Source organism: Streptomyces sp. NPDC041108, from assembly GCF_055592645.1.
Window position 1 is genome coordinate 690,127 of record NZ_JBVIYK010000003.1, and the last position, 24,914, is coordinate 715,040.

At 71.8% G+C, this 24,914-nt stretch carries 26 protein-coding genes; 10 read left to right on the top strand and 16 right to left on the bottom strand.

What is annotated here, in order from left to right; translation table 11 throughout:
* The first annotated feature begins 145 nt into the window (after positions 1-145).
* Positions 146-427 carry a hypothetical protein gene (locus ACZ6BB_RS12545; protein ID WP_471615216.1) on the top strand — a complete coding sequence of 94 codons (282 nt, stop codon included), beginning with the start codon at positions 146-148 and terminating at the stop codon, positions 425-427.
* A 198-nt stretch (positions 428-625) separates the two neighbouring features.
* Here ACZ6BB_RS12545 and ACZ6BB_RS12550 read toward each other — a convergent pair whose 3' ends face one another.
* From ACZ6BB_RS12550 to ACZ6BB_RS12565, 4 genes are all read right to left on the bottom strand, one after another.
* Positions 626-982: a YciI family protein gene (locus ACZ6BB_RS12550; RefSeq protein ID WP_471615217.1), complete on the bottom strand. Its 357-nt coding sequence runs from the start codon at positions 980-982 to the stop codon at positions 626-628.
* A gap of 138 nt (positions 983-1,120) precedes the next feature.
* Complete coding sequence (locus tag ACZ6BB_RS12555) at positions 1,121-2,236, bottom strand: LCP family protein (protein WP_471615218.1); 1,116 nt, start codon at positions 2,234-2,236, stop codon at positions 1,121-1,123.
* Between the two features lie 77 nt (positions 2,237-2,313).
* Positions 2,314-3,684, bottom strand: a complete 1,371-nt coding sequence (locus ACZ6BB_RS12560) for a glycoside hydrolase family 10 protein (RefSeq protein WP_471615219.1) — start codon at positions 3,682-3,684, stop codon at positions 2,314-2,316.
* A gap of 276 nt (positions 3,685-3,960) precedes the next feature.
* Positions 3,961-5,022: a LacI family DNA-binding transcriptional regulator gene (locus ACZ6BB_RS12565; RefSeq protein WP_471615220.1), complete on the bottom strand. Its 1,062-nt coding sequence runs from the start codon at positions 5,020-5,022 to the stop codon at positions 3,961-3,963.
* A 129-nt stretch (positions 5,023-5,151) separates the two neighbouring features.
* Here ACZ6BB_RS12565 and ACZ6BB_RS12570 point away from each other — a divergent pair, with 129 nt between their 5' ends.
* The 4 genes from ACZ6BB_RS12570 to ACZ6BB_RS12585 all read left to right on the top strand — a co-directional run bounded on the left by ACZ6BB_RS12570 (position 5,152) and on the right by ACZ6BB_RS12585 (position 10,690).
* Entirely contained in the window at positions 5,152-6,516 is a 1,365-nt protein-coding gene (locus ACZ6BB_RS12570; protein ID WP_471615221.1) for an ABC transporter substrate-binding protein, read from the top strand.
* Positions 6,513-7,418 carry a carbohydrate ABC transporter permease gene (locus ACZ6BB_RS12575; RefSeq protein WP_471615222.1) on the top strand — a complete coding sequence of 302 codons (906 nt, stop codon included), beginning with the start codon at positions 6,513-6,515 and terminating at the stop codon, positions 7,416-7,418. Before ACZ6BB_RS12570 ends, ACZ6BB_RS12575 begins: the two co-directional genes overlap by 4 nt.
* A 64-nt stretch (positions 7,419-7,482) precedes the next feature.
* On the top strand, positions 7,483-8,328 hold the full coding sequence (locus ACZ6BB_RS12580; protein ID WP_471615223.1) for a carbohydrate ABC transporter permease: 846 nt from the start codon (positions 7,483-7,485) through the stop codon (positions 8,326-8,328).
* A gap of 46 nt (positions 8,329-8,374) precedes the next feature.
* Positions 8,375-10,690, top strand: coding sequence for a beta-xylosidase/alpha-l-arabinosidase (locus ACZ6BB_RS12585; RefSeq protein ID WP_471615224.1), 2,316 nt, complete (start codon positions 8,375-8,377; stop codon positions 10,688-10,690).
* A 6-nt stretch (positions 10,691-10,696) separates the two neighbouring features.
* Here ACZ6BB_RS12585 and ACZ6BB_RS12590 read toward each other — a convergent pair whose 3' ends face one another.
* The gene (locus ACZ6BB_RS12590; protein ID WP_471615225.1) at positions 10,697-10,948 is read right to left on the bottom strand and encodes a DUF397 domain-containing protein; all 252 of its coding nucleotides are present in this window, start codon (positions 10,946-10,948) and stop codon (positions 10,697-10,699) included.
* A complete protein-coding gene (locus tag ACZ6BB_RS12595) occupies positions 10,945-11,793 on the bottom strand; it encodes a helix-turn-helix domain-containing protein (protein ID WP_471615226.1) in 849 nt (282 codons plus the stop codon). Before ACZ6BB_RS12595 ends, ACZ6BB_RS12590 begins: the two co-directional genes overlap by 4 nt.
* Positions 11,794-11,911: 118 nt before the next feature.
* Here ACZ6BB_RS12595 and ACZ6BB_RS12600 point away from each other — a divergent pair, with 118 nt between their 5' ends.
* Positions 11,912-12,646 (top strand): PH domain-containing protein, encoded by a 735-nt coding sequence (locus ACZ6BB_RS12600; protein WP_471615227.1) that lies wholly within the window; start codon positions 11,912-11,914, stop codon positions 12,644-12,646.
* On the opposite strand, the gene ACZ6BB_RS12605 is transcribed toward ACZ6BB_RS12600, so the two are convergent.
* Genes ACZ6BB_RS12605 through tsaB form a run of 4 tightly spaced genes read right to left on the bottom strand, consistent with a single transcriptional unit; the run spans position 12,600 to position 15,109 of the window.
* The gene (locus tag ACZ6BB_RS12605; RefSeq protein ID WP_471615228.1) at positions 12,600-12,854 is read right to left on the bottom strand and encodes a hypothetical protein; all 255 of its coding nucleotides are present in this window, start codon (positions 12,852-12,854) and stop codon (positions 12,600-12,602) included. The genes ACZ6BB_RS12600 and ACZ6BB_RS12605 overlap by 47 nt on opposite strands.
* The gene (gene tsaD, locus ACZ6BB_RS12610; RefSeq protein ID WP_471615229.1) at positions 12,851-13,942 is read right to left on the bottom strand and encodes a tRNA (adenosine(37)-N6)-threonylcarbamoyltransferase complex transferase subunit TsaD; all 1,092 of its coding nucleotides are present in this window, start codon (positions 13,940-13,942) and stop codon (positions 12,851-12,853) included. The genes ACZ6BB_RS12605 and tsaD overlap by 4 nt, the downstream gene beginning before the upstream one ends.
* A 4-nt stretch (positions 13,943-13,946) precedes the next feature.
* Positions 13,947-14,447 (bottom strand): ribosomal protein S18-alanine N-acetyltransferase, encoded by a 501-nt coding sequence (gene rimI / locus ACZ6BB_RS12615; protein ID WP_318813083.1) that lies wholly within the window; start codon positions 14,445-14,447, stop codon positions 13,947-13,949.
* On the bottom strand, positions 14,444-15,109 hold the full coding sequence (gene tsaB / locus ACZ6BB_RS12620) for a tRNA (adenosine(37)-N6)-threonylcarbamoyltransferase complex dimerization subunit type 1 TsaB (RefSeq protein ID WP_471615230.1): 666 nt from the start codon (positions 15,107-15,109) through the stop codon (positions 14,444-14,446). The genes rimI and tsaB overlap by 4 nt, the downstream gene beginning before the upstream one ends.
* Positions 15,110-15,233: 124 nt before the next feature.
* On the opposite strand from tsaB, the gene ACZ6BB_RS12625 reads away from it, so the two are divergent.
* A complete protein-coding gene (locus tag ACZ6BB_RS12625) occupies positions 15,234-15,794 on the top strand; it encodes a L,D-transpeptidase (RefSeq protein ID WP_471615231.1) in 561 nt (186 codons plus the stop codon).
* A 173-nt stretch (positions 15,795-15,967) separates the two neighbouring features.
* On the opposite strand, the gene ACZ6BB_RS12630 is transcribed toward ACZ6BB_RS12625, so the two are convergent.
* From ACZ6BB_RS12630 to ACZ6BB_RS12650, 5 genes are all read right to left on the bottom strand, one after another.
* Positions 15,968-16,150 (bottom strand): hypothetical protein, encoded by a 183-nt coding sequence (locus ACZ6BB_RS12630; protein WP_471615232.1) that lies wholly within the window; start codon positions 16,148-16,150, stop codon positions 15,968-15,970.
* Between the two features lie 139 nt (positions 16,151-16,289).
* The gene (gene tsaE, locus ACZ6BB_RS12635) at positions 16,290-16,814 is read right to left on the bottom strand and encodes a tRNA (adenosine(37)-N6)-threonylcarbamoyltransferase complex ATPase subunit type 1 TsaE (protein WP_471615233.1); all 525 of its coding nucleotides are present in this window, start codon (positions 16,812-16,814) and stop codon (positions 16,290-16,292) included.
* Positions 16,780-18,027 (bottom strand): alpha/beta fold hydrolase, encoded by a 1,248-nt coding sequence (locus ACZ6BB_RS12640; RefSeq protein WP_471615234.1) that lies wholly within the window; start codon positions 18,025-18,027, stop codon positions 16,780-16,782. The genes tsaE and ACZ6BB_RS12640 overlap by 35 nt, the downstream gene beginning before the upstream one ends.
* Positions 18,028-18,262: 235 nt before the next feature.
* Positions 18,263-19,423: an alanine racemase gene (gene alr / locus ACZ6BB_RS12645; protein WP_471615235.1), complete on the bottom strand. Its 1,161-nt coding sequence runs from the start codon at positions 19,421-19,423 to the stop codon at positions 18,263-18,265.
* A gap of 85 nt (positions 19,424-19,508) precedes the next feature.
* Positions 19,509-20,429 carry a L,D-transpeptidase gene (locus ACZ6BB_RS12650; protein WP_471615236.1) on the bottom strand — a complete coding sequence of 307 codons (921 nt, stop codon included), beginning with the start codon at positions 20,427-20,429 and terminating at the stop codon, positions 19,509-19,511.
* 185 nt (positions 20,430-20,614) lie between these two features.
* On the opposite strand from ACZ6BB_RS12650, the gene glmS reads away from it, so the two are divergent.
* The 3 genes from glmS to ACZ6BB_RS12665 all read left to right on the top strand — a co-directional run bounded on the left by glmS (position 20,615) and on the right by ACZ6BB_RS12665 (position 24,482).
* Positions 20,615-22,462, top strand: a complete 1,848-nt coding sequence (glmS, locus tag ACZ6BB_RS12655; RefSeq protein WP_471615237.1) for a glutamine--fructose-6-phosphate transaminase (isomerizing) — start codon at positions 20,615-20,617, stop codon at positions 22,460-22,462.
* A gap of 31 nt (positions 22,463-22,493) precedes the next feature.
* Complete coding sequence (locus ACZ6BB_RS12660; RefSeq protein ID WP_471615238.1) at positions 22,494-22,865, top strand: holo-ACP synthase; 372 nt, start codon at positions 22,494-22,496, stop codon at positions 22,863-22,865.
* A gap of 174 nt (positions 22,866-23,039) precedes the next feature.
* Positions 23,040-24,482 (top strand): NAD(P)H-hydrate dehydratase, encoded by a 1,443-nt coding sequence (locus ACZ6BB_RS12665; protein ID WP_471615239.1) that lies wholly within the window; start codon positions 23,040-23,042, stop codon positions 24,480-24,482.
* A 38-nt stretch (positions 24,483-24,520) separates the two neighbouring features.
* Here ACZ6BB_RS12665 and ACZ6BB_RS12670 read toward each other — a convergent pair whose 3' ends face one another.
* Entirely contained in the window at positions 24,521-24,682 is a 162-nt protein-coding gene (locus ACZ6BB_RS12670; RefSeq protein WP_471615240.1) for a hypothetical protein, read from the bottom strand.
* Positions 24,683-24,914: the final 232 nt, after the last annotated feature.

Here is a 24,914-nt window from a genome sequence, read left to right on the forward strand (position 1 = left end):
GGATTTCTACGGGATGTGCCTCCAGGATGCGGAGTCCGCCCAGGTTGCGTATCCAGGTGGCCGCCTCATGGACGAGGGTGTTTTCGTAACTGCTCACCCTGGGCGGGTCGATATCGAGAGTGCTGGTCATACTCACACGCCGACGATGACCGCTCAGGTGTGGGACGGTGAACCGCCCCTGGACACCAGTCGCGTGTGGGACCAGCGAGCCGACACCACCGTGCGGTCCGCGACGGGCACCTTGGAGGTGTGGGCGGTGGCGTACGGCCCGATTGAGGATGTGATCGAGCTGGGGGCTCCCGATCGGGCCTGGCATGTGCGGGTCTACTGCTCCGGCCGAGATGAGGTGGCCCGCGTCATCGAGGAGGAAGGCATCGCCGAGGGCGTCGAGCGCTACCTCGTGCAGTTCTGGCCCCAGCAGACGTGAGAGTGGGCCCTGGGGGGTACGCCCCCCAGGGCTGCCTTGCATCCACTCCGCTACTTGATGGTTACGTAGAAGCCGTCGTCGTCTCCGTCGAGAATGCGGTTGAGCGTCTAGCACCGGGGCGCCCTCGGTCGGCTGGAGCCCGGCCTGGCGGGCGAGGGCGGTGATCTCGCCCGGGGACGGCGCCCTCGCCGAGCGGGCTCAGGGCTCCATGATCTCCCGCACCTCGCAGGTGACCGTCCAGTGCTCCTCGTGCACCTTCAGGAACCGCTTGGTCCACTCGATCGCCTCGGCCATGTCCTTGGCCTGGATGATGGCGTACCCGCCCACGACCTCCTTGGACTCGGTGAACGGCCCGTCCGTGACGGAGAGCTTCCCGCTCTCCCAGTGCACCCGCGTGCCCTGCGCGGTCGGTGACAGACCGGCGGTGTCCAGCAGCACGCCGGCCTTCGTCATCTCCTCGATCAGGTCCCCCATCCGCTGCATCAGCTCGGGGCTCGGGCCCTCGGCGGGGGCGTTCGTCTCGTCGATCCGGACCATCGACAGATAGCGCGGCATGGTGACTCCTGGTACGTCGGCGGCCGGGGCTTCTCCCCGACTCTCACCCATGCGTCGAACGGCCGCACCCCGGATCGACACGGCCGCCGGAATTCCCGGGAAAAGTTTTTCGCCCCGGCTCGCTGCAGCGACCGCCCGCTACTTCAGCGACTCCCAGAGCTTCCTCGCCTCGGGTTCCCGTGCCACCACCCGGTTGTTGTCGTACGGGGCCGGTGCGACCGGCATCATCACCGTCGTGGTGGCGGCGGAGGACAGGCCCTCCAGGCTCCGGCCGAGGCGCACCAGGTCGGTGATCGAGGCGAGGCCGGTGTCCGTCGTCAGGCTCGCGGTCACGGCGTCGGCGGCCCGGTAGAGCTGCGCGGGGTTCGTCAGGAGGTCGGTCGAGGAGATCTGGTCCAGCAGGGCCTTCACCAGCTTCTGCTGGAGGCCGATACGGCCGAGGTCGCTGCCGTCACCGATGCCGTGGCGGGTGCGGGCGAGGGCGAGCGCCTGCTCGCCGTCGAGGTGGTGGGTGCCGGCGGCCAGCTTCAGGTGGCTGTCGGCGTCGTCGATGTCCTCGTCCGTCGTGACCGTGACCCCGCCGAGCGCGTCGACGAGCTGGGCGAAGCCGGCGAAGTCGATCTCCATGTAGTGATCCATGCGGACGTCCGTCATCGACTCGACCGTCTTGACCGCGCAGACCGGGCCGCCGACCGCGTACGCGCTGTTGAACATCACGTTGTACGCCACCGCCGTCGACCCGCCCGACTCCAGCGGGCAGGACGGGCGGGTGACCAGGGTGTCGCGGGGGATGCTGACGACGGTCGCCTCGGTCCGGCCCTCGTCGACGTGGACGACCATCGCCGTGTCCGAGCGGGCGCCCGCGCCCTCGTCGCCGCCGCCGAGCGCGGCGTTCTCCTTGCCGCTGCGGGAGTCGGAGCCGAGGACCAGGATGTTCAGCGCGCCGCTCGGCAGGGGCTCGGCGGTGGCCGACGCCTCGGGGGCGGCCGTCGAGGTGATCTTCGCGGGGCGGTCGTCGCCGAGCGCGGTGTTGATGTCGACACCCTTGATGTTGGTGTTGAGCCGCCAGAACGTCCAGCCCAGCCCGCTCGCGGCGAGCACGAGGACGCCGGCGAGGGCGAAGCCGGCGATTCTCAGCCGGCGCCGCCGTCCGTCCGTGTCCGGGCCCGTGCCCGTGCCCGTACTCGTGGCTCTGGCCGTGGCCGTGCCCCCGTTGACGTCCCCGCGCCCGTTTCCTTCACCAGTCACACACATGAACGTACGTCCGAATTATTACGGCGAGGAACTACCTGTCGCCGTTCCTTCGGAAATTCTCAGATTTCTCGGGCTTCTCAGCCCAGGGTCACGGTCGGCACCGGGTTCGTGCCGCTCCAGGTGCCATTGAAACCGAAGCTCACCGAACCGCCGCTCGGCACGCCGCCGTTCCAGGAGGCGTTGGAGCAGCTGACGGCCGCGCCGGTCTGGGTGCAGCTCGCGTTCCAGGCCTGGGAGACCTGCTGTCCCGCACCGAAGGTCCAGGTGACCCGCCAGGAGGAGAGCGAGGAGCCGGCGGCGCAGCGGATCGTCACGTTGCCGGTGAAGCCGGTGTTCCACTGGTTGGCGACGGTGTACGCCGCCGAGCAGCCGGCCGGGACCGGGGGTTCGGTCACCGTGCCGCCGAGGGCCGTCACGATGCCGTGGTAGGCGGGTTTCGGGGCGTAGTTCTCGTCGTACGGGGTGGCCGCGCCCTCTCCCGGGAACGTGTCCGGGATCCAGGAGTCGGAGTCGGTGAAGCCCCAGACCGTGACGGCGGTGCAGCGGGTCACGGCCACGCATGCCTTCACCACGGCGTCGTACTCGGTGCGCTGCTGGGCCAGTTTGGCCTGGGTGGCCGGTAGTTGCATCCGGATGTCGAGTTCCGTGATGGCGACGTCCACGCCGAGGTCGGCGAAGCGCTGGATGTTCTGCTGGAGGGTGGCGGGGACCTGGCCGAGGATCAGGTGGGCCTGGAGGCCGACGCCGTCGATCGGGACGCCGCGTGCCTTCAGGTCGCGGACCAGGTTGTAGAGGGCCGTGCTCTTGGCGTTGACGCCCTCGACGTTGTAGTCGTTGATGTAGAGCTCGGCGGCGGGGTCCGCGGCTCGGGCGGCGGTGAGGGCCTGGGCGATGTAGTCGGTGCCGAGGCCGTTGTACCAGAGGGTCTGGCGGTAGGTGCCGTCCTCGTTGAAGGGCTCGTTCACCACGTCCCAGGCGGCGAGGCGGCCCTTGTAGCGGCCGACCTCCAGCGCGATGTGGTCCTTCATCAGCTGGCCGAGCTGTGCGGGGGTCCAGGTGCCGTTCTGCAGCCAGTCGGGGTTCTGGCTGTGCCAGACCAGGGTGTGGCCGCGTACGTCCTGGTCGTGGTCCTCGGCGAAGTCGACGATCCGGTCGGCCTCGGTCCAGTTGAAGTTGCCCCGGGCGGGCTCGACGGAGGCCCATTTCATGGCGTTGCCGGGGGTGAGCCAGTTGAACTCCCGGGCCGCGGTCTCGCCGTAGGTGCCCGTGAGCTTGGAGCCGGTCACCGCGGTGCCGATGCCTTTGCCCTTGGCGGCGGCGAGGTCCCGCAGGGGCGGGTCGGCGGCGTGGGCGGTGGGGGCGGCGGCGATCAGGGCGGCGGCGAGGGCGGTGAGCGTGGCGAGCAGCGGGGTGAGACGTGAACGCCTGGGGGTTCTGGGGGTTCTCATTGCGGGTGCCTCCGAAAGTTTCGGTTGTGCATCCGATTGACTGCGGAGGAGTGTGGAGAGGGTTGTGCCACTCGTCAATACATCAACTTCCGGCCAGGGCGTTCCGCTCGGGGCGGGTGTGGGTGTGCCGGGTGCGGTCCGTGGTCGGCGGTCGCACCGTCGTGGCTCGTCGCGCAGTTCCCCGCACCCCTAGAGGAACGGCAGCGCGTCTGCCGAGTACGGAGCGTTGCCGACCGCCGCGCCGTCGTGGCTTCTCGCGCCGTTTCCCGCGCTCCTTCAGGGGGCCGGGGGTGCTGTCGTGCTGCTTCGGACGACCAGGGTCGTTGCCAGTTCCACCCGGGTCGCCGTGGCCGAGGTGTCCTGGCGGCCCAGGTCCAGGACCAGGCGGGCCGCCGCCTCGGCCATCTTCATCAGGGGCTGGCGTACGGTCGTCAGCGGGGGGCCCACCCAGCGGGCGACCGGCAGGTCGTCGAAGCCGACCACGCTCAGGTCCTCCGGGATGCGCAGGCCCAGTTCGCGGGCGGCCTCGTAGAGGCCGAGGGCCTGGAGGTCGTTGCCCGCGAAGACGGCCGTGGGGCGGTCGGGGCGGCGCAGCAGCTCCAGCCCCAGCCGGTAGCCGGTCTCGTGGTGGAAGTCCCCGGCCTTGATCAGGTCGGCGGCGACCGGCAGCCCGGCGGTCTCCAGCGCGGCCCGGTAGCCGTCGACCCGGGCGCGGCTGCAGATCATCCGCGAGGGCCCACTGATGGCGCCGATGCGCCGGTGCCCGAGTTCGACGAGATGGCGGGTGGCGGCGAGGCCGCCCTGCCAGTTGGTGGCACCGATCGAGGGCACGTCGTCACCGGGATCGCCCGCCGGGTCCATCACCACGAACGGGATGGAGCGGCTGGTCAGCAGCGCGCGCTGGGACTCGTCGAGGCCGGACAGCACGAGGACGACACCGTGCGGGCGGCGCGCGGCGACCTGGTCGGCCCAGGTGCGGCCGGGGGTGAGCCGGCCCGCGCTCTCGGAGAGGACCACGCTCAGACCCTCCTCGCGCGCGACGTTCTCGACGCCCCGGATGACCTCCATCGCCCACGCGCTCTCCAGCTCGTGGAAGACCAGGTCGATGAGGGGTGACCGGCTCGCCTCGGCGCGCCGGCGGCGGTAGCCGTACTCGCGCAGCAGCTCCTCGACACGGGTGCGGGTCGCGGGCGCGACGTCCGCACGGCCGTTGAGCACCTTCGAAACAGTCGGAGCCGAGACGCCGGCCTGCCGGGCGATCTCGGCGAGCGTGGCGGTCTGCGTGGACTGGGACGCACGCGCTCTTGTCTGGATTTCCTCGGGCTTCGCGGGCTTCATGAGCGGGATCGTATCCCTGCACGACCTCTTGACGAACCCTTTCGGCGGCCATACGTTCCCGGAACATTCGAAGTGTCATCCGAAACATTCGTCTTGTCGAACGGCTGAACATTCGCGAAGGGTGCTGTCATGGAGTCGAGTAGAGGTCAGGCCGCCGGTACGAGCACGGGCGCCCGGCCGTTCAGCAGGCGCTGGTTCCTCGGTGCCGGTTCCGCCTCGTTGCTCACCGCGGGACTGGGCACCGGCCTCACCGCCTGCGGCTCCGGCGGCGGAGCGGGCGGCGGGGACGGCAAGACGCTCACCGCGTTCGTCTACGGCGACGACGCGGTGAAGGTCCAGCAGGCGAGCGTCGACCGGTTCAACAAGTCGGCCGCGGCGAAGAAGGCCGGCGGAACCGTCAAGCTGCAGAAGGTCCCGGGCTCCGACTACTCCCCCAAGCTCCGCACGGCGATGGGCTCGCCCAGCGCCCCGGACATCTTCTTCAACTGGGGCGGCGGCTCGATCAAGCCCTACGAGGACGCGGGCAAGCTCGTCGACCTCACCGACATCATCGACGACGACCCGGTGCTCAAGGACGGCTTCCTGCCCTCGGTCCTCTCCGCCGGTGACCTCAAGGGCCGCCACTACGGCATCCCGATGCGCGGCATGCAGCCCGTGATCCTCTTCTACAACAAGGCCGTCTTCGCCGAGCACAAGCTCCAGCCTCCCACCACCTGGGACCAGTTGCTCGACAACAACGCGAAGCTGAAGAAGGCCGGGATCACCCCCTTCGCCCTCGGCGGCTCCGACCTCTGGCCCAACCTGATGTGGCTGGAGTACCTGGTGGACCGGCTCGGCGGCCCCCAGGTCTTCAAGCGCATCCAGGACGGCGACTCTGACGGCTGGGGCAACCCCACCATCCTCAAGGCCGCCGAACTGGTCAGGGAACTCGTCGACGACGGCGCCTTCGGCTCCAAGTTCACCTCGGTGTCCTACGTCAACGGCGGCGCCCCCGCGGTCTTCGCGCGCGGCAAGGCCGCCATGCACCTGATGGGCTCCTGGGAGTACTCGACCCAGCTCGGCAAGTTCCCGGACTTCGCCAAGAGCAACCTCGGCTGGGCCCCCTTCCCGACCGTCGAGGGCGGCACCGGCGATGTCCTCAACGTCGTCGGCAACCCCACCAACTACTGGTCCATCAACGCCCGTACGAAGAACAAGGACCTGGCCGTCGGCTTCCTCAAGGACTGCGCCTCGGAGGCGTACGCGAAGGCCCTGATCGACAACGGCGACGTACCGACCACCTCGAACGCGTCCGCCCTCCTCGCCTCCGCGCCGAACCCCGAGTACGCGAAGTTCCAGTACGACATGGTGCAGAAGGCCCCCGCCTTCACGCTCTCCTGGGACCAGGCGCTCGGCGACGGGCTCGGCACCAGGATGCACACGGAGATAGGCAAGCTGTTCGCCGGCAAGTCCTCGCCGAGCGAGTTCGTGACGGCGTGCAAGGGGCTGAAGTGACCGTCACGGTCGAGAAGGCCCCGGCGGCGCGGAAGGAGCCGGCGCGCCGCACGAGCAGCGCCGGCCGTCCGCACGCCGCCTGGGCCCTTCCCGGTGTCCTGTTCTTCACGTTCTTCGCGGTCGTCCCGATGGCCCTCGCCCTCTACCTCTCCTTCACCAGCTGGGACGGCCTGGGCGACCCGCGGCCGGTCGGCCTCGACAACTGGCAGAAGCTCCTCGACGACCCGCGGATGGCCCAGTCGCTCTGGCTGACCGTCGTCCTGACGGTCGCCAGCTGGGTCTTCCAGACGGTCATCGCCCTGCTGCTCGGCGTCTGGGCGGCGGGCCGGCAGCGCAACCGCGCGATCCTCTCCGCGGTCTTCTTCGTGCCGTTCCTGCTCTCCTCCACCGCCATCGCGATCCTGTTCTACGCCCTGCTCGACCCGAACTTCGGCATCATCCAGGCGGACACCCTGGGCTCGCAGAGCGGCGCGTTCCTCGCGATCGTCTTCGTCGGCGGCTGGCAGTTCATCCCCTTCCACACCCTGATCTACCAGGGCGGGGCCCGTCAGATCCCGGAGGTCCTCTACCAGGCCGCCGCCATCGACGGCGCCGGCCGCTACCGCCAGTTCTTCTCGATCACGCTGCCGCAGCTGCGGCACACGATCACCACGTCCACGGTCCTGATGGTCGTCGGCTCGCTGACGTACTTCGAGACGGTCCTGATCCTCACCAAGGGCGGCCCCGGCACGGACACCGCGATCCTGCCGTACCTGATGTACGAGGCCGGCTTCAAGACGTACGACTTCGGCTACGCGAGCGCCATCGCGTCGTTCCTGGTCATCGCCGCGACGGGCCTCTCACTGGTCCTGGTCCGGCTGACGGGCTTCGGCGCCATGCGCAGCACCCGCGAAGGGATGTGACGGAGTGTCACACGACACGTTGGCGCGCCCCACGAAAACCCGGCAGCCGGACGGGAGCCCGTCCATGGAGTCCCCCCGGCGCCGACGGCACTGGACCCGGCGGCCCAACCCGGTCGCGGGCCTCGGCGCGTTCGTCTGGCTGGTCGTCGTCCTGATCCCGATCTACGCGATGCTGTCGGCGTCCCTGACGGGCGCGGACAAGGCCCTGACGGGCAACCCCCTCAAGCCTCCCACGGACCCGACCCTCGACAACTACAACACCGTCCTCACCAGCGGCTTCGGCCATCTGCTGAGCAACACGGCGATCGTCGCGGTGTCGGTCGTGGGCATCGTCCTGGTGCTGTCCATCCCCCTGGCCTACGTCACCGTCCGCACCCGGGACCGCTGGTCGAACGCCGCGTTCCGCCTGTTCCTCCTGGGCGTGGCGATCCCGGCGCAGGCGGTGGTCGTGCCGTTGTATCTGCTGATCGCGAAACTCGACCTGTACGACACCCTCCTGGCCGTCATCCTGCCGACGGCCGCCTTCGCGATGCCGGTCTCCGTCCTGGTCCTGGTCGGCACCCTGCGAGACGTCTCGGAGGACCTGTACGAGGCGATGGCCCTGGACGGCGCCTCACCGCTGCGGGTCCTCTTCCAGCTGACGATCCCGCTCGCCAAGGGCGGCATCAGCACGGTCGTCATCTTCTCCGCGCTCCAGGCGTGGAACGGCTTCCTCTTCCCGCTGATCTTCACCCAGTCCGACGGCCCACGCGTCCTGACCCTCGGACTCTTCAACTACGTCAGCCAGTTCGGCGTCAACATCCCCGCGCTGCTCGCCTCGGTCGTCCTCTCCGGCATCCCGATCTTCGCCGTGTACCTGGTGGCGCGGCGGGCGCTGGTGGGAGGGCTGATGGGTGTGGGCGGCAAATGAGCGCTCTCCGCATCCCTGACACTCACCGACCCCTGACAGGAGTCGTATGACCACCCCCTGGCGTGACCGCGCCCTGCCCGCCGTCGAGCGGGTCGAGGACCTGCTGTCCCGGATGACCCTCGAAGAGAAGACCGCGCAGCTGTACGGCGTGTGGGTGAAGAACGACGCGAACGGTGAGGACATCGCCCCCGACGAGGCGGGCATGACGGAGTCGTTCGACTTCGACGAGCTGATCACCCGGGGCCTCGGCCAGCTCACCCGCGTCTTCGGCACGGCCCCCCTCGACCCGGCGGAGGGCGCCAAGGTGCTGGCCCGCTTCCAGCGCCGCATCATGGCCGCGAACCGTTTCGGCATCCCGGCCGTCGCCCACGAGGAGTGCCTGGCCGGTTTCACCAGCTGGCGCGCGACGGCGTACCCGGTGCCCCTCGCCTGGGGCGCGACCTTCGACCCCTCGCTCGTCGAGGAGATGGCCCGGAACATCGGCCACGACATGGCGTCGGTCGGTGTCCACCAGGGCCTGTCCCCCGTCCTGGACGTCGTGCGCGACCCGCGCTGGGGACGGGTCGAGGAGACCGTGGGCGAGGACCCGTATCTGGTGGGCACCATCGGCTCGGCGTACGTGCGGGGCCTGGAGTCGGCCGGGATCGTGGCCACGCTGAAGCACTTCGCCGGGTACGCCGCCTCGGTGGGCGCCCGCAACCACGCGCCCGTACGCGCGGGCGTCCGCGAGTTCGCCGACGTGGTCCTGCCGCCGTTCGAGATGGCACTGCGGGAGGGCGGCGCCCGCTCGGTCATGGCCGCGTACACGGAGACGGACGGCGTCCCGGTGTCGGCCGACCGGCGCCTGCTCACCGAACTCCTGCGCGACGACTGGGGCTTCACCGGCACGGTCGTCTCCGACTACTTCGGCATCGGCTTCCTGGAGACCAACCACCGTGTGGCGGGCAGCCGCGCCGAGGCCGCCCATGCCGCGCTGGCCGCCGGCGTCGACGTGGAGCTGCCGAGCCCGCGCTGCTACGGCGAGCCCCTGGTGGAAGCCGTCCGCGCGGGCGAGGTCCCCGAGTCCCTGGTGGACCTCGCCGCCCGCCGCGTCCTGCTCCAGAAGTGCGAACTGGGCCTCCTGGACGAGGACTGGACCCCCGAGCCGGCCACCGCCGCAGCCGACCTGGATCCCCCGCGCAACCGCGCCCTGGCCCGTCGCCTCGCCGAGGAGTCGGTGGTCCTGCTGGACAACCCCGGCGCAGTGCTGCCGCTCGCCCCCGACCTGCGGATCGCGGTCGTGGGCCCCCGCGCCGACGACCCACTGGCCATGCTGGGCTGCTACTCCTTCCCGTCCCACGTCCTGCCCGCCCACCCCGGCACCGCCCTCGGCATCGAGATCCCGACCGTCCTGGAGTCCCTGCGCACGGAACTCCCCGACGCGAAGGTCACGTACGCCGCCGGCAGCACGGTCGACGGCGCCGACACCGGCGGGTTCCCCGAGGCGGTCGCCCGCGCCGCCGAGGCCGACATCTGCGTGGCGGTCCTCGGCGACCGCGCCGCACTCTTCGGCCGGGGCACCTCCGGCGAGGGCTGCGACGCGGAGGACCTCCGGCTGCCGGGCGTCCAGGCGAAGCTGCTGGACGCGCTGGTCGCCACGGGCACGCCGGTGGTCCTGCTCCTCCTGACCGGCCGGCCCTACGCGCTGGGCCGCTGGAACGGCCGGCTGGCGGCCACCGTGCAGGCGTTCTTCCCCGGGGAGGAGGGCGGCCCGTCGGTCGCGGGAGTGCTGTCGGGCCGCATCTCCCCCTCCGGCCGCCTCCCGGTCAGCGTCCCCGACCGCCCCGGCGGCCAGCCGTGGACCTACCTCCAGCCGCCCATGGGCCTCGTCGGCGGCGCGAGCAACATCGACCCGACCCCGCTGTACCCCTTCGGGCACGGCCTCTCGTACACGACGTTCGCGTGGACGGACTTCGAGGAGGAGGGCGCCGCGATCACCACGGACGGCGACACCACGTACGACGTGTCGGTGACCGTCCGCAACACGGGTGAGCGGGCGGGTGCGGAGGTCGTCCAGCTGTACCTGCACGACCCGGTGGCCACGGTGACCCGCCCGGACGTACGCCTGATCGCCTACCGGCGCGTGGAGTTGGAGCCGGGCGCGGCCCAGCGGGTGACCTTCCGCTTCCACCCCGACGTGTCGGCCTTCGCGGACCGCTCGGGACGGCTCGTGGTCGAACCGGGCGCCCTGGAACTGCGGTTGGGGGCGTCGAGCACGGACATCCGCCACCGGGCCGCGCTGACGCTGGAGGGGGCGGTACGGGAGGTCGGCCCGGACCGCCGGCTGCACTGCGGGACGGAGGTCCGGGCCGTGGAGAACTGACGGCGGTCAGTCCGCCTGGGCCGCCGCGTGCACGACGAACGCGGCCCAGGCGGCGGGGCCGAGGCCGAGGTGGGGGCGGGTGGTGTCCTTGGAGTCCCGGATGTGGATGGTGGTGGGGGTGGCGGCGATCTCTATGCAGTTGTCGCCCGCGGTGCCGCTGTAGGTCGACTTGCGCCATTCCAGGGCGACTTCAACGTAGTTGCCGCCCTCGGTACCGCTGTAGCTGGACTTGAACCAGGCCAGTCCGGTGGTGCTCATAGCGCTCCTCTGATCCGCTCCAGCAGGCCCACGGAATCCAGCGGGGTGAGGGCCTGTGCGCGGAGTGTCGCATATCGGCGGTGCAGAACGGCCGCCTCTTTCGCGTCGGCCACCAGCCGCCCGGTCTCCTGCCCTTCGGCATAGGCGAGATGCCGCCCGTCGGGAGTCTCCAGCAGAGCCAGTGGGCCGTCCAGCCCCGCATGCGCCTCGCACTCCAGCGGGACGATCTGGATCTCCACGTTGCGGAGTCGGGCGATTGCCAGCAGGTGATCGAGGAGCCCTCGCAGGACGTCGACGCCGCCCAACCGACGCCGGACGACGTGCTCGTCCATGACAAAGGTGAACGAGGTGTTGGGGCGCTCCCGGAACATTTGCTGCCGCTCCATACGAGCCGCGACCTGCGCTTCCAGTTGCTCGTCCGACAGTGGCGGAAGCCGGTTGCCGAACACCGCCCGCGCGTACTCCTCGGACTGCAACAGCCCCGGCACCAACCGGCACTCGTACGTGGCGAGATAGACGGCTTCCCGCTCCAGCCTCGCCCACGTCCTGAACCACGCCGCCAACCCCGGCTGCCGAGCCATGTGTTGGAACGCCCCCCGAACCGCCCCCGTGCCGCCCGTGGCCTCCTCCGCCAGCTCCACGAAGCGCTGGTCCGCGAGCCGTCGCCCCAGCTCGATGGAGGCGACGGAGTGTCTGGACAAATGGACGAGCGCCCCGAACTCCTCCCGGCTCACCCCCGCATGCTCGCGCAGCGCCCGCACCACCGCCCCGAACGCCCGCATGCTGTCCGACGACTCGGGCTCACCACCCGGCCCCTGCGCCGCCCACTCCACACCGTGCACCATCGACCCAGCGTGACCGCCCGATCACGGTACTGTCCACCGAACAGCCGCGTACTCCCCGTTCCGTACGCGCGGTCGGCGTCCTTACCCCACGCTCACCGAGGCCGGCTATAACAACGCGGTGAACGACGGCATCGAACGGGAGTACCGCAGACGGCGCGTACCACCCGCGTTCCTCACCACACTGGTCGCGGCGGTGCTGGTCTCCGTCGGCGCGCTGCACGCGATGGCGACGCTCGGCCCGTCGGGCTGGAACGCGCTGGCCGTGGCCGCCTGGGTGGCCACGGCGAGCCGAGTGGTGCTGGAGCAGTGGCGGGCGCGGACGTCGGTCACGGCGGACGGGGTCACCGTACGAGGGCCGCTGCGCACCCGCCGCTGGGCGTGGCCGGACATCTACGGCATCCGGGTCGAGGACAACAGGGGCGGCGTCCCCCGCTGGTCGGGGTATCTCTACGCCTCCGACGGGCGCCGGGTCCGCCTCCCTCACCTCGACGAGTACCAGCTGGCCGACCCGATCGCCGAGGTCGCCGATCTGTACGCCACCGCCCTGCGGCTCGGGCTCACCTCGGCCGAGGAGCGACCGGAGGTGGAGGCGCGCATCGAGCGGGGGGCGCGGCGGCGCACGGCCTTGCGGCGGGCGGGTCTCGCGAGCCTGGTCGTCGCGGCCGCCATGCTCGTCCTCGACATGGGGATGGCCTTCACCGACCGGCCGACACACACGGTGCTCCTGGTCGGGGGCGTCCCGCTGCTCTGTCTCGCTCTTCTCTTCCCCGCCCTGGACGGCCTCGGCGAACGCCGGTACCGCCGCCTCACCCGTCCAGCGACTCGAACCGCCACCGATGGACCGCCCGACTGACCAACTCCCGGCCCGGCTCGGGCAGTTCCGGAAGTTCGGCGTCGTAGTCCGCGTCCCACCAGGTGATGACGAGCACCCGGTCCCCGGGCGCGCGCAAGGTCTCGCGCCGCAGTGGCCGTACGGGAAGCTCCTGGGCCCGCGCCCAGGCGAGGAGTTCCCCGCCCCGGCCGTCCGCCGCCCGTGCCTCCCACATCAGCGCGACGGTCACGAGTAGAGGTTCTCCTTGCTCACCTCGTGCACGTGGTCGTGGTGGTGCCCCGGCACGTGCGGTTCGGTCACCGGGAGGGAGGAGTCGGCGGAGAGGTCCCAGCTGGAGGCGGGGCGGTTACGGGCGACCATCTCCGCGCCGAGGGCAGCGACCATCGCGCCGTTGTCCGTGCACAGCTTCGGCCGCGGTACCCGGAGCCGGATCCCCGCCTTCTCGCAGCGCTCCTGCGCCAGTGCCCGCAGCCGGGAGTTGGCGGCCACCCCGCCGCCGATCATCAGATGGTCGACGCCCTCGTCCTTGCACGCGCGCACCGCCTTGCGGGTCAAAACGTCCACGACGGCCTCCTGGAAGGACGCCGACACGTCCCGCACCGGCACCTCCTCGCCGGCCGCCCGCTTCGCCTCGATCCAGCGGGCCACGGCCGTCTTCAGCCCGGAGAAGGAGAAGTCGTAGGCCGGGTCGCGCGGCCCGGTGAGACCGCGCGGGAACGCGATCGCCTGCGGGTCGCCCTCGCGCGCGTACCGGTCGATGACGGGACCGCCCGGGAAGCCCAGGTTCAGCACGCGCGCGATCTTGTCGAACGCCTCGCCCGCCGCGTCGTCGATGGTCGCGCCCATCGGCCGTACGTCCGAGGTGATGTCCGTGGAGAGCAGCAGCGACGAGTGGCCGCCCGACACCAGCAGCGCCATCGTCGGCTCGGGCAGTGCCCCGTGCTCCAGCTGGTCCACGCAGATGTGGGAGGCGAGGTGGTTGACGCCGTAGAGCGGCTTGCCGAGCGCGTACGCGTACGCCTTGGCCGCCGAGACGCCCACCAGCAGGGCGCCCGCGAGGCCCGGCCCGGCGGTGACGGCGATGCCGTCGAGGTCCTTCGGGCTCACGCCCGCTTCCTTCAGCGCGCGGTCGATGGTCGGGACCATCGCCTCCAGGTGCGCGCGGGAGGCGACCTCGGGCACCACCCCGCCGAAGCGGGCGTGCTCGTCGACGCTCGACGCGATCGCGTCGGCCAGCAGGGTCGTGCCGCGCACGACGCCGACGCCGGTCTCGTCGCAGGAGGTCTCGATCCCCAGGACCAGGGGTTCGTCAGCCATGGACCTAGCCATTGATCTCGGTTCCTTGTACGGATGCGGAAGGGTCGTTGAGGCGCATGACGAGGGCGTCCACGTTGCCCGGCTGGTAGTAGCCGCGGCGGAAGCCGATCGCCTCGAAGCCGAAGCGTTCGTAGAGCTTCTGGGCGCGGACGTTGTCGACCCGGCATTCGAGCATCACCTGGGCGCACTCGAAGGAGGTGGCGGCCCGCAGCAGCTCGGTGAGGATCAGCGCGCCGAGGCCGGTGCCCCAGTGTTCGCGGGCGACGGCGATGGTCTGTACGTCGGCGGTGTCCCCGGCGGAGGCCAGGCCCCCGTAGCCGATGATCCGTCCGTCGGCGTCCTCGGCGACGTAGTACCGCCGGGTCGCGTGGGGTCCGCGCGCGTGGGCGAGGTCCGACCAGAACATGCCGCGGGACCAGGCGTCCTCCGGGAAGAGGTCCTTCTCCAGCTCCAGGACGGGCTCGATGTCCCACCAGCGCATCTCGCGCAGCACCGGGGTCGTCACTTGGGGGTGACCACCTTGTAGTTCTTGGGCACCTGGGCGTCGGGCCGGCGCAGGTACAGCGGCCGGGGTGCCTCCAGTTCCCCGCCCGACGCCAGCCGCTCGGCGGCCAGCGCCGCGAGGGCGGCCGCGGAGACGTGCTCGGGCCCGCGGGCGTCCGGGAAGGTGTCGGGGTAGAGGACCGCTCCGGCCCCCACCGCCGGCAGTCCGGCCACGGTCTCGGCGATCTCGGCGGGCCGGTCGACGGCGGGTTCGGTGGTTCTCGTCCGCGCGTCCGCGTACCGCGCCCAGTACACCTCCTTGCGCCGGGCGTCGGTCGCCACCACGAACGGCCCCTCGACCGTGCCCTCGGCGCCGGCCGCGTACGCGAGTCCGTCGAGAGTGCACAGGCCGTGGACGGGGACCCCGAGGGCGAGGCCGAAGGTGTCGGCGGTCATGAGGCCGACGCGCAGCCCGGTGTACGGGCCGGGGCCGATGCCCACGACGATGCCGGTGACGGCGTCGAGGCGGGTGCCCGCCTCGGCGAGAACCCGGTCGACGGCGGGCAGCAGCAGTTCCCCGTGGCGTCGCGCGTCCACCTGACTCGACGCGGCGACGACGTCCGTCCCGTCGTGCAGCGCGACGGTGACGGCGGGGGTGGCGGTATCCAGAGCGAGCAAGAGCACGCAAACAGCCTACGGCGCTTCGGGCCGGGCCACGGCCGACCCGGTACACGTCCCCTCTGCTGCTACCGTCACAGCACAGACGTGCTTCAAAGGCGTACGTGGGTACGAGAGGTGGACTCAGAAGGTGGCCAGTAGCAGCTCGGTATTCGTGGCCGGGCTCACCGCGGCGGCCGTCGCCGCAGTCGGTTTCCTCACCTATCAGGCGTCGGCGCACGTGCCCGACGACCTCGGGAAGCCGTCTCCCTCCAAGTCCTCGGCCCTCCCGAAGTCCAAGACTCCCGGCGAGCGGAAGAAGGACACGGACGAGCTCCTTCCAGAGGGCTCGGGCACCGGCGAACGCGTCGTCTACTCCCTCGACGACGACCGCGTCTGGCTGGTCGGCGCCAACGAGAAGGTCACCCGTACCTTCGAGGTCACCCCCAGCACGGTCGACCCCACCCCCGCGACCTACACGGTCACGTCCCGCTCCGCCGCCGTCACCGGCTCCGACGGCACCCCCATCGAGAACGTCGTCCGGTTCGCCACGGTCGACGGCGTCTCCATCGGCTTCAGCGCGGCGGTGGACGGCTCCACCCCCGAGCCGGACCCCACCACCAAGACGGGCGGCATCCGGGAGTCCCGCAAGGACGGCAAGGCGATGTGGCAGTTCGCGGGCATCGGCACGAAGGTGGTCGTGGTCGAGTAGGCGTTCCACCTGGTCGCCGGGTGCATTCTTGGTCACCGGCCGGGGGATCGCCGGTCTTTTAGTCACCGGCCGGGGGCTCGCCGGTCATTTCAGGGGCGCGGGGAACTGCGCGACCGGCCCCCACCCACCCGCAGCCGCGAACCGACCGGAACCACCCCTCCCGGAGCGAACCTCTAAGCAGCCCTACGGCACCGATCACCCACAGACCCCCGCCCCTCCCCCTTCACCGGCGGAGCGACGGGCGGAGCAGGCGGCGGCGTGGAAACCACCTTCGCCGCCGCACAGGAAGCCAGAAGGTCCCGCATCGACACCCCGCCCGCCCCGGAGGGCACCGGCCTACGTTCCGCTGTCGACATGGACGCCTCCTGATGCCACCGGGCGAACCAAGTTAGGTAGACCTAACCAAGAATTGCTTCCATGTGACCACGCCGAGGACGACCCGCGCAATACTTGCCGACACCCCGTCGGAACCCAGCGCCCCACCACCGCGGAGCGTCACGCGGAGAGCACACCCAGCTCCACGGACTTCCACCGTTCACCCAGTCCGGTGACGGTCACCAGCCGTACCTCGTCCGTGGTGTCCCCGACGGCCCGGTGGATGACGACGCTCAGCCGGTCGTCCGTCAGCTCCTCGACCTTCCCCTCGCCCCACTCCACCACGATCACCGAATCGGGCAGCGAGACGTCGAGATCGAGGTCCTCCATCTCGTCGAGCCCTCCGCCCAGGCGGTACGCGTCGACGTGGACGAGCGGCGGCCCCGCCACCAGCGAGGGATGCACCCGGGCGATGACGAAGGTCGGCGAGGTGACCGCACCCCGCACCTCCAGCCCCTCCCCGAGCCCCCGGGTGAGGGTGGTCTTCCCGGCGCCCAACTCCCCGTTGAGCATCACGAGATCGCCCGCGCGCAGGAGCTTGGCCAGGCGACGGCCCAGCTCCAGCATCTGGTCGGGAGAATGAACGGTGATCCGCAGAGACGGCCCGGACTCACCCGGGACGTGCGGTGCTGCTGGCGCTTCCATAACCAGTAACGGTAGCCCCCGCCGGCACGGCCCCCGCCCGGGTGAGAAGGTCCGCGAGCCGGTCGGTCACCACCTCGGGGTGCTCCAGCATCACCAGATGCCCGGCGTCCGGTACGAGCACCAGTTCCGCGTCCGGGAGCAGATCGGCGATCGCCTCGCTGTGCTCGCTCGGCGTGACGAGGTCCTTGACCCCGGCCAGCACGAGCACCGGCAGCTCCGCGAAGGTCGCGAGCGCCTCGGTCTTGTCGTGCTCGGTGAACGCCGGATAGAACTCGGCGACCACGTCGATGGGCGTTCCCTCGATCATCCGTTCGGCGAACCGCGCGACCGCCGGGTCGACGTCCCGCGAGGCGAACGAGTACCGCTTGATGATCCCGGCGAACAGATCGGCGGTCGCCCGCCGCCCCCGCTCCACCAGCGCCGCCTGCTGCCCCAGCGCCTTCAGCACCCCCGGCAGCACCCGCCGCACCGCGTTGACGCCCGCGACCGGCAGCCCGAAGTTGACCTCGCCGAGCCGCCCCGAGGACGTACCGACCAGTGCGACGGCCACGACCCGCTCGCGGATCAGCTCCGGAGAGTGCGCGGCCAGCGCCATGACGGTCATACCGCCCATGGAGTGCCCGACGAGCACGATGGGACCCTCGGGCACGGCCGCGTCGATGACGGCCCGCAGGTCGCGCCCGAGCTGGTCGATGGTGGCCGGCAGACCGTCCCGCGCCTGGGCCACGCCCCGGCCGGAGCGGCCGTGGCTGCGCTGGTCCCAGTGCACGGTCCGCACGACGCCGCGCAGCGCGGCCCGCTGGAAGTGCCAGGAGTCCTGGTTGAGGCAGTAGCCGTGGCTGAAGACCACGGTGACCGGGGCGGGGGTCTTGCGGCCGAAGAGGCGGCGCCTGCGGGGCGAGAGTCCGGCCTCGGGCTCGACGTCGTCGACCTCGTAGTACAGCTCGGTGCCGTCGTCGGCGTACGCCTTGCCGGGGGTGCCCCGCAGCGTCCCGTACGGGCCGGTGGAGTCGAGCGCGAGCTGGGCCTTGCGGCGCATGCCGCGTCCGACGGTGAGCCGCTCTATGGCGACACCCGCCGCCGCGCCGGCCGCGACCACGCCTATCGCCGCCCCCGCGACACCCGCTCTGCGCCAGATGCCGTCGCCGGACGCGGCCGAGGCGGCGGCCGCGCTCGCGACGGCCTCCACCGCCTCCGCGCTGCTCTCGCTCACGTCCCGCTCCTCTTCGCCGACGTCCGGTCCTGCTGTCGATCCCGCTACCGCTGCCGCTGGCGCTCCGCACATCCGTACGGAGTGTCCAGTCCTGTTCGTCTTTCACTTACTCGTGTTCGGGTACCGGCCGCTCATGCCCGTGCCCGGACGTGCCCCGGATCACACTCCGGCTCAGCCGCGCCGGACTCCCGTGATCACATACTCGGGGGCCGCACCCGTGGCCGCACGCGCCCGGTCATTCACCCGTATCGACGTAGACGCGCGGGACCCGGGTTCCGATGCGCGTCACGATCTCGTACGCGATGGTCCCGGCCGCCTGCGCCCAGTCCTCGGCGGTCGGCTCGCCCCGGTCACCGGCCCCGAACAGCACGACCTCGTCCCCGGCGACGGGTTCGTCCCCGCCGAGGTCGACGACGAACTGGTCCATGGCGACCCGGCCCGCGACCGTCCGCCACTTGCCGCCGACGAGGACGGGCCCGGTGCCGGAGGCGTGCCGGGGGACCCCGTCCGCGTAGCCGACGGGGACCAGGCCGAGGGTGGTGGCGCCGGGCGTGACGTAGTGGTGCCCGTAGCTGACGCCGTGGCCGGCGGGGACGTGCTTGACCAGTGCGAGCGAGGCGCTGAGCCGCATGACGGGCCGCAGCCCGAGGTCGGCCGCACTGCCCAGCTCCGGGCTGGGCGAGACGCCGTAGACCGCGATGCCCGTCCGGACGAGGTCGAACCGCGCGTCCGGGAGGGTGAGCGTGGCCGGGGAGTTCGCGATGTGCCGCACCTCGGGGCGGACGCCCTGCTCCTCGGCGTGGGCGACCATGTCGCGGAAGCGGGTGAGCTGGGCCTCGATGGAGGGGTGACCCGGTTCGTCGGCGCAGGCGAAGTGCGACCAGAGTCCGGTGACCTTCACCAGTCCGTCGGCCTCGGCGCGCAGCGCCTCGGCGACGAGCTCCGGCCAGTCGCCGGGCGCGCAGCCGTTGCGCCCGAGCCCGGTGTCGGCCTTGAGCTGCACCCGCGCGCACAGACCGGCGGCGCGGGCGGCGTCGGTGACCTCCCGCAGCGCCCACAGCCCGCTGACCGCGACGTCGACATCGGCCTCGACCGCCTCGCGCCAGGGGCCGCCCGGCGCCCACAGCCAGCACATCAGCCGCCCGGACAGACCCGCCGCCCGCAGCGCGAGCGCCTCCTCCGGCGTGGCCGTCCCGAGCCAGGTCGCGCCCGCCTCGACGGCGGCCCGGGCACACCGCACCGCCCCGTGGCCGTACGCGTCGGACTTGACGACGGCCATCAGTTCGGCACCCGCCGCCCGCGCGCGCAGGGTCCGCACATTGGCCCGCAGGGCATCCAGATCGATCTCGGCACGGGCCCGCAGGGGCGCGCTCCGCAGAGGTGCTGTCTCACTCATGTCAGCCCCAGTGTCTCAGAGCCCCGGAATCCCCTTCGAACGGGCGCGGCCCACGACGTACGAACGACCCCGCCCCCCACCCGCCTCACTTCCCCGGCCGCTTCCCCCACACGAAGACCCGGTCCTTCGTCTTCAGCACCCCCCACAGCGTCCGCGCGTCCGCCAGCCGCAGGTTCACGCACCCCATGGACCCGATCTCCGTGTAGATGGACCCGTACACCGCGTGGAACGCCTGTCCCCCGCTGAAGAACTGGCTGTACGGCATAGGCGTGTTGTAGAGCGTCGACCAGTGGTTCTTGTGCTTCCAGTACACCTTGTGCCACCCGGCACGGGTCGGGTACTGCCTGCGGCCGCTGCGCATCGGCACCGGTCCGAACACCACCTTCTTCCCCTTCTGCACCCACGTGAGCTGCCGCGACAGATCCACGCACGCCACCCGGTACGTGCGCACCGGGCACTTCCCGGCCGCGTTGGGGTTCTTGCGGGCGGCCAGCAGCTGCATCCGCGCCCAGGTCACCGGCCCCGCGAAGCCGATCGCCGGCTTGATGCGCTGCTTGATCTGGAACGCCCGGATCGCCAGACAGTCGGCCCGCGACTGCTTCCCGTCCACCTTCCGCCGCAGATACCGCTCGACCTGCCGCTGATAGGGCCCCGTCAGCTTCGTGCAGGTGACCTCGGCCGCGGCGAACGCCTGGGCCTCGCCGAGCGGCACGTACTCGATGAGGTCGTACGTCCCGGCCGCGGCGTTCCTCGGCTCCACCGCCTCCTCCGCCGCACCGGGCGCGTACACCCGCGGCGGGAGCGCCTGGTCCGGCGTGTCGATCTGCCAGGGCTGGTGCGGGCCGGGCGGCACGCCGGGGACCAGGGGGCCGTCGCCGGGCGGAAGGGCGGACCGGTGCGGTGCGCGGGGGGCCGCGGCGGCGTCGACGGGGAGTGCGGTCACCAGCGCGGGGAACACGGCGAGGCACACGGCCAGGGCCCGGAACCTCGTTCGTGCGCTCGTCATTTGTCGGCTCGTCATGTGATCAGCGATACGTCCCGCACCCGCTCGGGCGAGGTCGCCGCGCGTACGGTCACCCGATATCCGCGTGGGAAGTCACCCGATATGCGGGCTCACCGGACACCACCGGCGTCACGTACAGTCACTCATGGCACACGACAGGTCGCGAACGGTACGACACAGGGGTTGATATGTGCGGAATCGTGGGATACGTCGGCGCACAGTCCGCGCTCGACGTGGTCCTGGCCGGACTGAGGCGGCTGGAGTACCGGGGGTACGACTCCGCGGGCGTGGCGGTCCTCGCCGACGGGGGCCTGGCCGCCGCGAAGAAGGCCGGGAAACTGGTCAACCTGGAGAAGGAGCTGGTCGGCCGCCCGCTGCCGACCGGTTCGACCGGCGTCGGCCACACCCGCTGGGCCACCCACGGCGGCCCCACGGACGCCAACGCCCACCCGCACCTGGACAACGCGGGCCGCGTCGCCGTCGTCCACAACGGCATCATCGAGAACTTCGCCGCGCTGCGCGCCGAACTGGCCGGGCGCGGCCACGAGCTGCTCTCCGAGACGGACACCGAGGTCGTCGCCCACCTGCTCGCCGAGGAGTTCTCCTCGTGCGAGGACCTCGCGGAGGCGATGCGCCTGGTGTGCCGTCGGCTGGAGGGGGCGTTCACGCTGGTCGCGGTGCACGCGGATGTGCCGGACGTGGTCGTGGGCGCCCGCCGGAACTCGCCGCTGGTGGTCGGTGTCGGCGAGGGCGAGGCGTTCCTCGCCTCGGACGTGGCCGCGTTCATCACCCACACCCGCTCGGCGATCGAGCTGGGCCAGGACCAGGTGGTCGAGCTGCGCCGCGACGGCGTCACGGTGACGACGTTCGACGGCCGCCCCGCCGAGGTCCGCTCCTACCACGTCGACTGGGACGCGTCGGCGGCGGAGAAGGGCGGCTACGACTACTTCATGCTCAAGGAGATCGCCGAGCAGCCCAAGGCGGTCGCGGACACCCTCCTCGGCCGTATCGACGCGGCGGGCGCCCTGAGTCTGGACGAGGTCCGCATCCGCGACGCGGAACTGCGCGAGCTGGACAAGGTGGTCATCGTCGCGTGCGGTACGGCCTTCCACGCGGGCCTGATCGCCAAGTACGCCATCGAGCACTGGACGCGGATCCCCTGCGAGGTGGAGCTGGCGAGCGAGTTCCGCTACCGGGACCCGATCCTCGGCCCGCACACCCTGGTCGTCGCCATCTCCCAGTCCGGCGAGACCATGGACACGCTGATGGCCCTGCGGCACGCCCGTGAACAGGGCGCCCGGGTCCTCGCCATCTGCAACACCAACGGCTCGACGATCCCCCGCGAGTCCGACGCGGTCCTCTACACCCACGCGGGCCCCGAGGTGGCCGTCGCCTCCACCAAGGCGTTCCTGACCCAGCTGGTGGCCTGCTACCTCGTCGCCCTCTATCTCGGCCAGGTGCGCGGCACGAAGTGGGGCGACGAGATCCGGGCGGTGGTTCGCGACCTCTCCCGCATCTCCCGCGAGGTGGAGCGGGTCCTGGAGACGATGGAGCCGGTACGGGAGCTGGCGCGCACCCTCGCCGGCAAGGACACGGTCCTGTTCCTGGGCCGGCACGTGGGCTATCCGGTGGCGCTGGAGGGCGCCCTGAAGCTCAAGGAGCTGGCCTACATGCACGCGGAGGGCTTCGCGGCGGGCGAGCTGAAGCACGGACCGATCGCGCTGATCGAGGAGGATCTGCCGGTGGTCGTCGTGGTGCCGTCCCCGGCGGGCCGCTCCCTCCTCCACGACAAGATCGTCTCCAACATCCAGGAGATCCGCGCGCGCGGCGCCCGCACCATCGTCATCGCGGAGGAGGGCGACGAGGCGGTCGTGCCGTACGCCGACCATCTGATCCGCATCCCGGTGACCCCGACCCTGCTGCAGCCCCTGGTCGCCACCGTCCCCCTCCAGGTCTTCGCGTGCGAACTGGCCACGGCCCGGGGCAACGAGGTGGACCAGCCGCGGAACCTGGCGAAGTCCGTGACCGTGGAGTGAGAGCCGCCGCGTCCACCGTAGGGTGCGGATCATGCCCATCATCGGAGTCGGCATCGACGTCGCCGAGATCGACCGTTTCCGCGCCTCGCTGGAGCGCACGCCCAGTCTGGCCGACCGCCTCTTCCTCCCGAGCGAACTGCTGCTGCCCAGCGGCGAACGCCGGGGCGTCGCCTCCCTCGCGGCCCGCTTCGCCGCGAAGGAGGCCCTCGCCAAGGCCCTCGGCGCCCCCAGCGGCCTGCGCTGGACCGACGCGGAGGTCTACGTCGAGCCCTCCGGCCAACCGCGCCTGCGGGTGTCCGGCACGGTCGCGTACCGCGCCTCCGAACTGGGCGTCACGTCCTGGCACATCTCGTTGAGCCACGACGCGGGGGTGGCTTCGGCGGTGGTGATCGCGGAGGGGTGAGGGATACGGGTCGCGGGGCGGCGCCCCCCGCCTTTCAGGGGCGCGGGGCCCGAGGCCCGGGCTTTCAGGGGCGCGGGGAACTGCGCGACCAGACCCCACCGGACCCGCACCCGACAACGCACCGAGGCGCCGACGCACCCCCACCCGCCCCCCACACAAGGCAGACTCATCCCCATGCGCTCAGCCCACCGCGTAGAAACCGTCCGCACAGCCGAACGCACCCTCATGGCCCGCCTCCCCGACGGCGCCCTGATGCAACGCGCGGCCGCGGGCCTGGCCGCCGCCTGCGCCGACGTCCTCCCCCGCCGCGTCTACGGCAGCCGCGTCGTCCTCCTCACCGGCAGCGGCGACAACGGCGGCGACACGCTGTACGCCGGCGCCCGCCTGGCAAGGAGAGGCGCGGGAGTGACCGCCGTACTCCTCACCCCCGACCGCACCCACCCGGCCGCCCTCCGCGCCCTCCTGAGGGCGGGCGGCACCACCGCCGCCCCCAGCGCCGCCGACGCCCTCATCGGCCGCGCCGACCTCGTCCTGGACGGCGTCGTCGGCATCGGCGGCAAGGGCGGCCTCCGCCCCGAAGCCGCCCGTCTCGCCGCCCTCGTGGCCGCCTCCCCCGCCACCGTCGTCGCCGTGGACCTCCCGAGCGGCATCGAGGCGGACACCGGCGAGGTCCACGGCGCAGCCGTCCGCGCCGACCTCACCGTCACCTTCGGCACCCACAAGCCGGGCCTCCTCGTCGACCCGGCCCGCGCGTACGCCGGCTCGGTCCGGCTGATCGACATCGGCCTCGCGGACACCCTGCCGGCCACCCCCGCCCTGGAGTCCCTCCAGCACACCGACGTGGCCGCCCTCCTCCCCCGCCCGTCCCAGGAGAGCGACAAGTACCGCCGAGGGGTCGTGGGCATCGCGGCGGGCTCGGCCCGCTACCCGGGCGCGGCGGTCCTCGCGGTCGCCGGCGCCCTGCGCGGCGGCGCGGGCGCGGTCCGCTACGTCGGCGCGGCCGGCGACGCGGTCCTCGCCCGGTTCCCGGAGACCCTGGTCTCGAACACGGGCCCGAAGAAGGCAGGCCGGGTCCAGGCCTGGGTCGCCGGCCCCGGAGCGGGCGACGACCCGGCCCCCGTCGGCGAGGCGCTCTCCACCGACGTCCCCGTCCTCCTCGACGCCGACGGCCTCCGCCTCGCCGACCGCGAGAGCGTCCGCACCCGCCCGGCCCCGACCCTGCTGACCCCGCACGCGGGCGAGGCCGCGGCCCTGCTCGGCATCACCCGCGAGGAGGTCGAGGCATCCCGCCTCACCGCCGTACGCGACCTGGCCCGCGCCTACGACGCGACCGTCCTCCTCAAGGGCTCCACCACCCTGATCGCGACCCCGGACCCCGACGCCCCGGTCCGCGTCAACGCCACCGGCACGCCCTGGCTCGCCACCGCCGGCAGCGGGGACGTCCTCTCGGGCCTGGCGGGCTCGCTCCTGGCCGCCGGCCTCTGCGCCCTGGACGCGGCGAGCGTGGCCGCGTACCTCCACGGCCTGGCGGGCCGCTACGCCGCCGACGGCGCCCCGGCGGGAGCCCACGACGTGGCGGAGTCGATCCCGGCGGCCTGGCGGGACATCACGGCCTGACGCTCACCGCCGGCCCACGCCACGACCGGCCCCACCGCTCAACTCCCCTCCTCGATCCGCTCGATCGCCTCCCGCACCATCCCCAGATACTCGGCCTCCTCGCACCGGGGTTTGCTCCCCATCCGGTACATGTCCATCACGTCGGAGAGGCACTCGCCCAGATCCTCCTCCGGCAGATCCGCCGAGAGCTCGCTGCACACCTGCCCGGCCAGCTCCGCGTCACCGCGCGTAGCCTCCCGCCGAACAGCGTCCCGTACACGCGGAGGTACACCAAAAGGCATCAGACAACCCCAATTCCCCCGAGCCCACAGCCCAGGGTCGGCCGGGAGGCGGCTCCCTCCCGGCCGCCCGGACGCTAGCCCCACCCCCACCCCAGGTCCATACCTTCGTCACATTTCACCCACAGTGAGGTGCGGATGCACTACCGTGCCC

What these genes read in the sequence shown, in the direction of transcription:
- ACZ6BB_RS12545 (WP_471615216.1), top strand. Translation starts at nt 146, where the DNA reads ATGACCGCTCAGGTGTGGGACGGTGAACCGCCCCTGGACACCAGTCGC.
- ACZ6BB_RS12550 (WP_471615217.1), bottom strand. Translation starts at nt 982, where the DNA reads ATGCCGCGCTATCTGTCGATGGTCCGGATCGACGAGACGAACGCCCCC.
- ACZ6BB_RS12555 (WP_471615218.1), bottom strand. Translation starts at nt 2,236, where the DNA reads ATGTGTGTGACTGGTGAAGGAAACGGGCGCGGGGACGTCAACGGGGGC.
- ACZ6BB_RS12560 (WP_471615219.1), bottom strand. Translation starts at nt 3,684, where the DNA reads ATGAGAACCCCCAGAACCCCCAGGCGTTCACGTCTCACCCCGCTGCTC.
- ACZ6BB_RS12565 (WP_471615220.1), bottom strand. Translation starts at nt 5,022, where the DNA reads ATGAAGCCCGCGAAGCCCGAGGAAATCCAGACAAGAGCGCGTGCGTCC.
- ACZ6BB_RS12570 (WP_471615221.1), top strand. Translation starts at nt 5,152, where the DNA reads ATGGAGTCGAGTAGAGGTCAGGCCGCCGGTACGAGCACGGGCGCCCGG.
- ACZ6BB_RS12580 (WP_471615223.1), top strand. Translation starts at nt 7,483, where the DNA reads ATGGAGTCCCCCCGGCGCCGACGGCACTGGACCCGGCGGCCCAACCCG.
- ACZ6BB_RS12585 (WP_471615224.1), top strand. Translation starts at nt 8,375, where the DNA reads ATGACCACCCCCTGGCGTGACCGCGCCCTGCCCGCCGTCGAGCGGGTC.
- ACZ6BB_RS12590 (WP_471615225.1), bottom strand. Translation starts at nt 10,948, where the DNA reads ATGAGCACCACCGGACTGGCCTGGTTCAAGTCCAGCTACAGCGGTACC.
- ACZ6BB_RS12595 (WP_471615226.1), bottom strand. Translation starts at nt 11,793, where the DNA reads ATGGTGCACGGTGTGGAGTGGGCGGCGCAGGGGCCGGGTGGTGAGCCC.
- tsaD (WP_471615229.1), bottom strand. Translation starts at nt 13,942, where the DNA reads ATGGCTGACGAACCCCTGGTCCTGGGGATCGAGACCTCCTGCGACGAG.
- ACZ6BB_RS12630 (WP_471615232.1), bottom strand. Translation starts at nt 16,150, where the DNA reads ATGTCGACAGCGGAACGTAGGCCGGTGCCCTCCGGGGCGGGCGGGGTG.
- tsaE (WP_471615233.1), bottom strand. Translation starts at nt 16,814, where the DNA reads ATGGAAGCGCCAGCAGCACCGCACGTCCCGGGTGAGTCCGGGCCGTCT.
- alr (WP_471615235.1), bottom strand. Translation starts at nt 19,423, where the DNA reads ATGAGTGAGACAGCACCTCTGCGGAGCGCGCCCCTGCGGGCCCGTGCC.
- ACZ6BB_RS12650 (WP_471615236.1), bottom strand. Translation starts at nt 20,429, where the DNA reads ATGACGAGCGCACGAACGAGGTTCCGGGCCCTGGCCGTGTGCCTCGCC.
- glmS (WP_471615237.1), top strand. Translation starts at nt 20,615, where the DNA reads ATGTGCGGAATCGTGGGATACGTCGGCGCACAGTCCGCGCTCGACGTG.
- ACZ6BB_RS12660 (WP_471615238.1), top strand. Translation starts at nt 22,494, where the DNA reads ATGCCCATCATCGGAGTCGGCATCGACGTCGCCGAGATCGACCGTTTC.
- ACZ6BB_RS12665 (WP_471615239.1), top strand. Translation starts at nt 23,040, where the DNA reads ATGCGCTCAGCCCACCGCGTAGAAACCGTCCGCACAGCCGAACGCACC.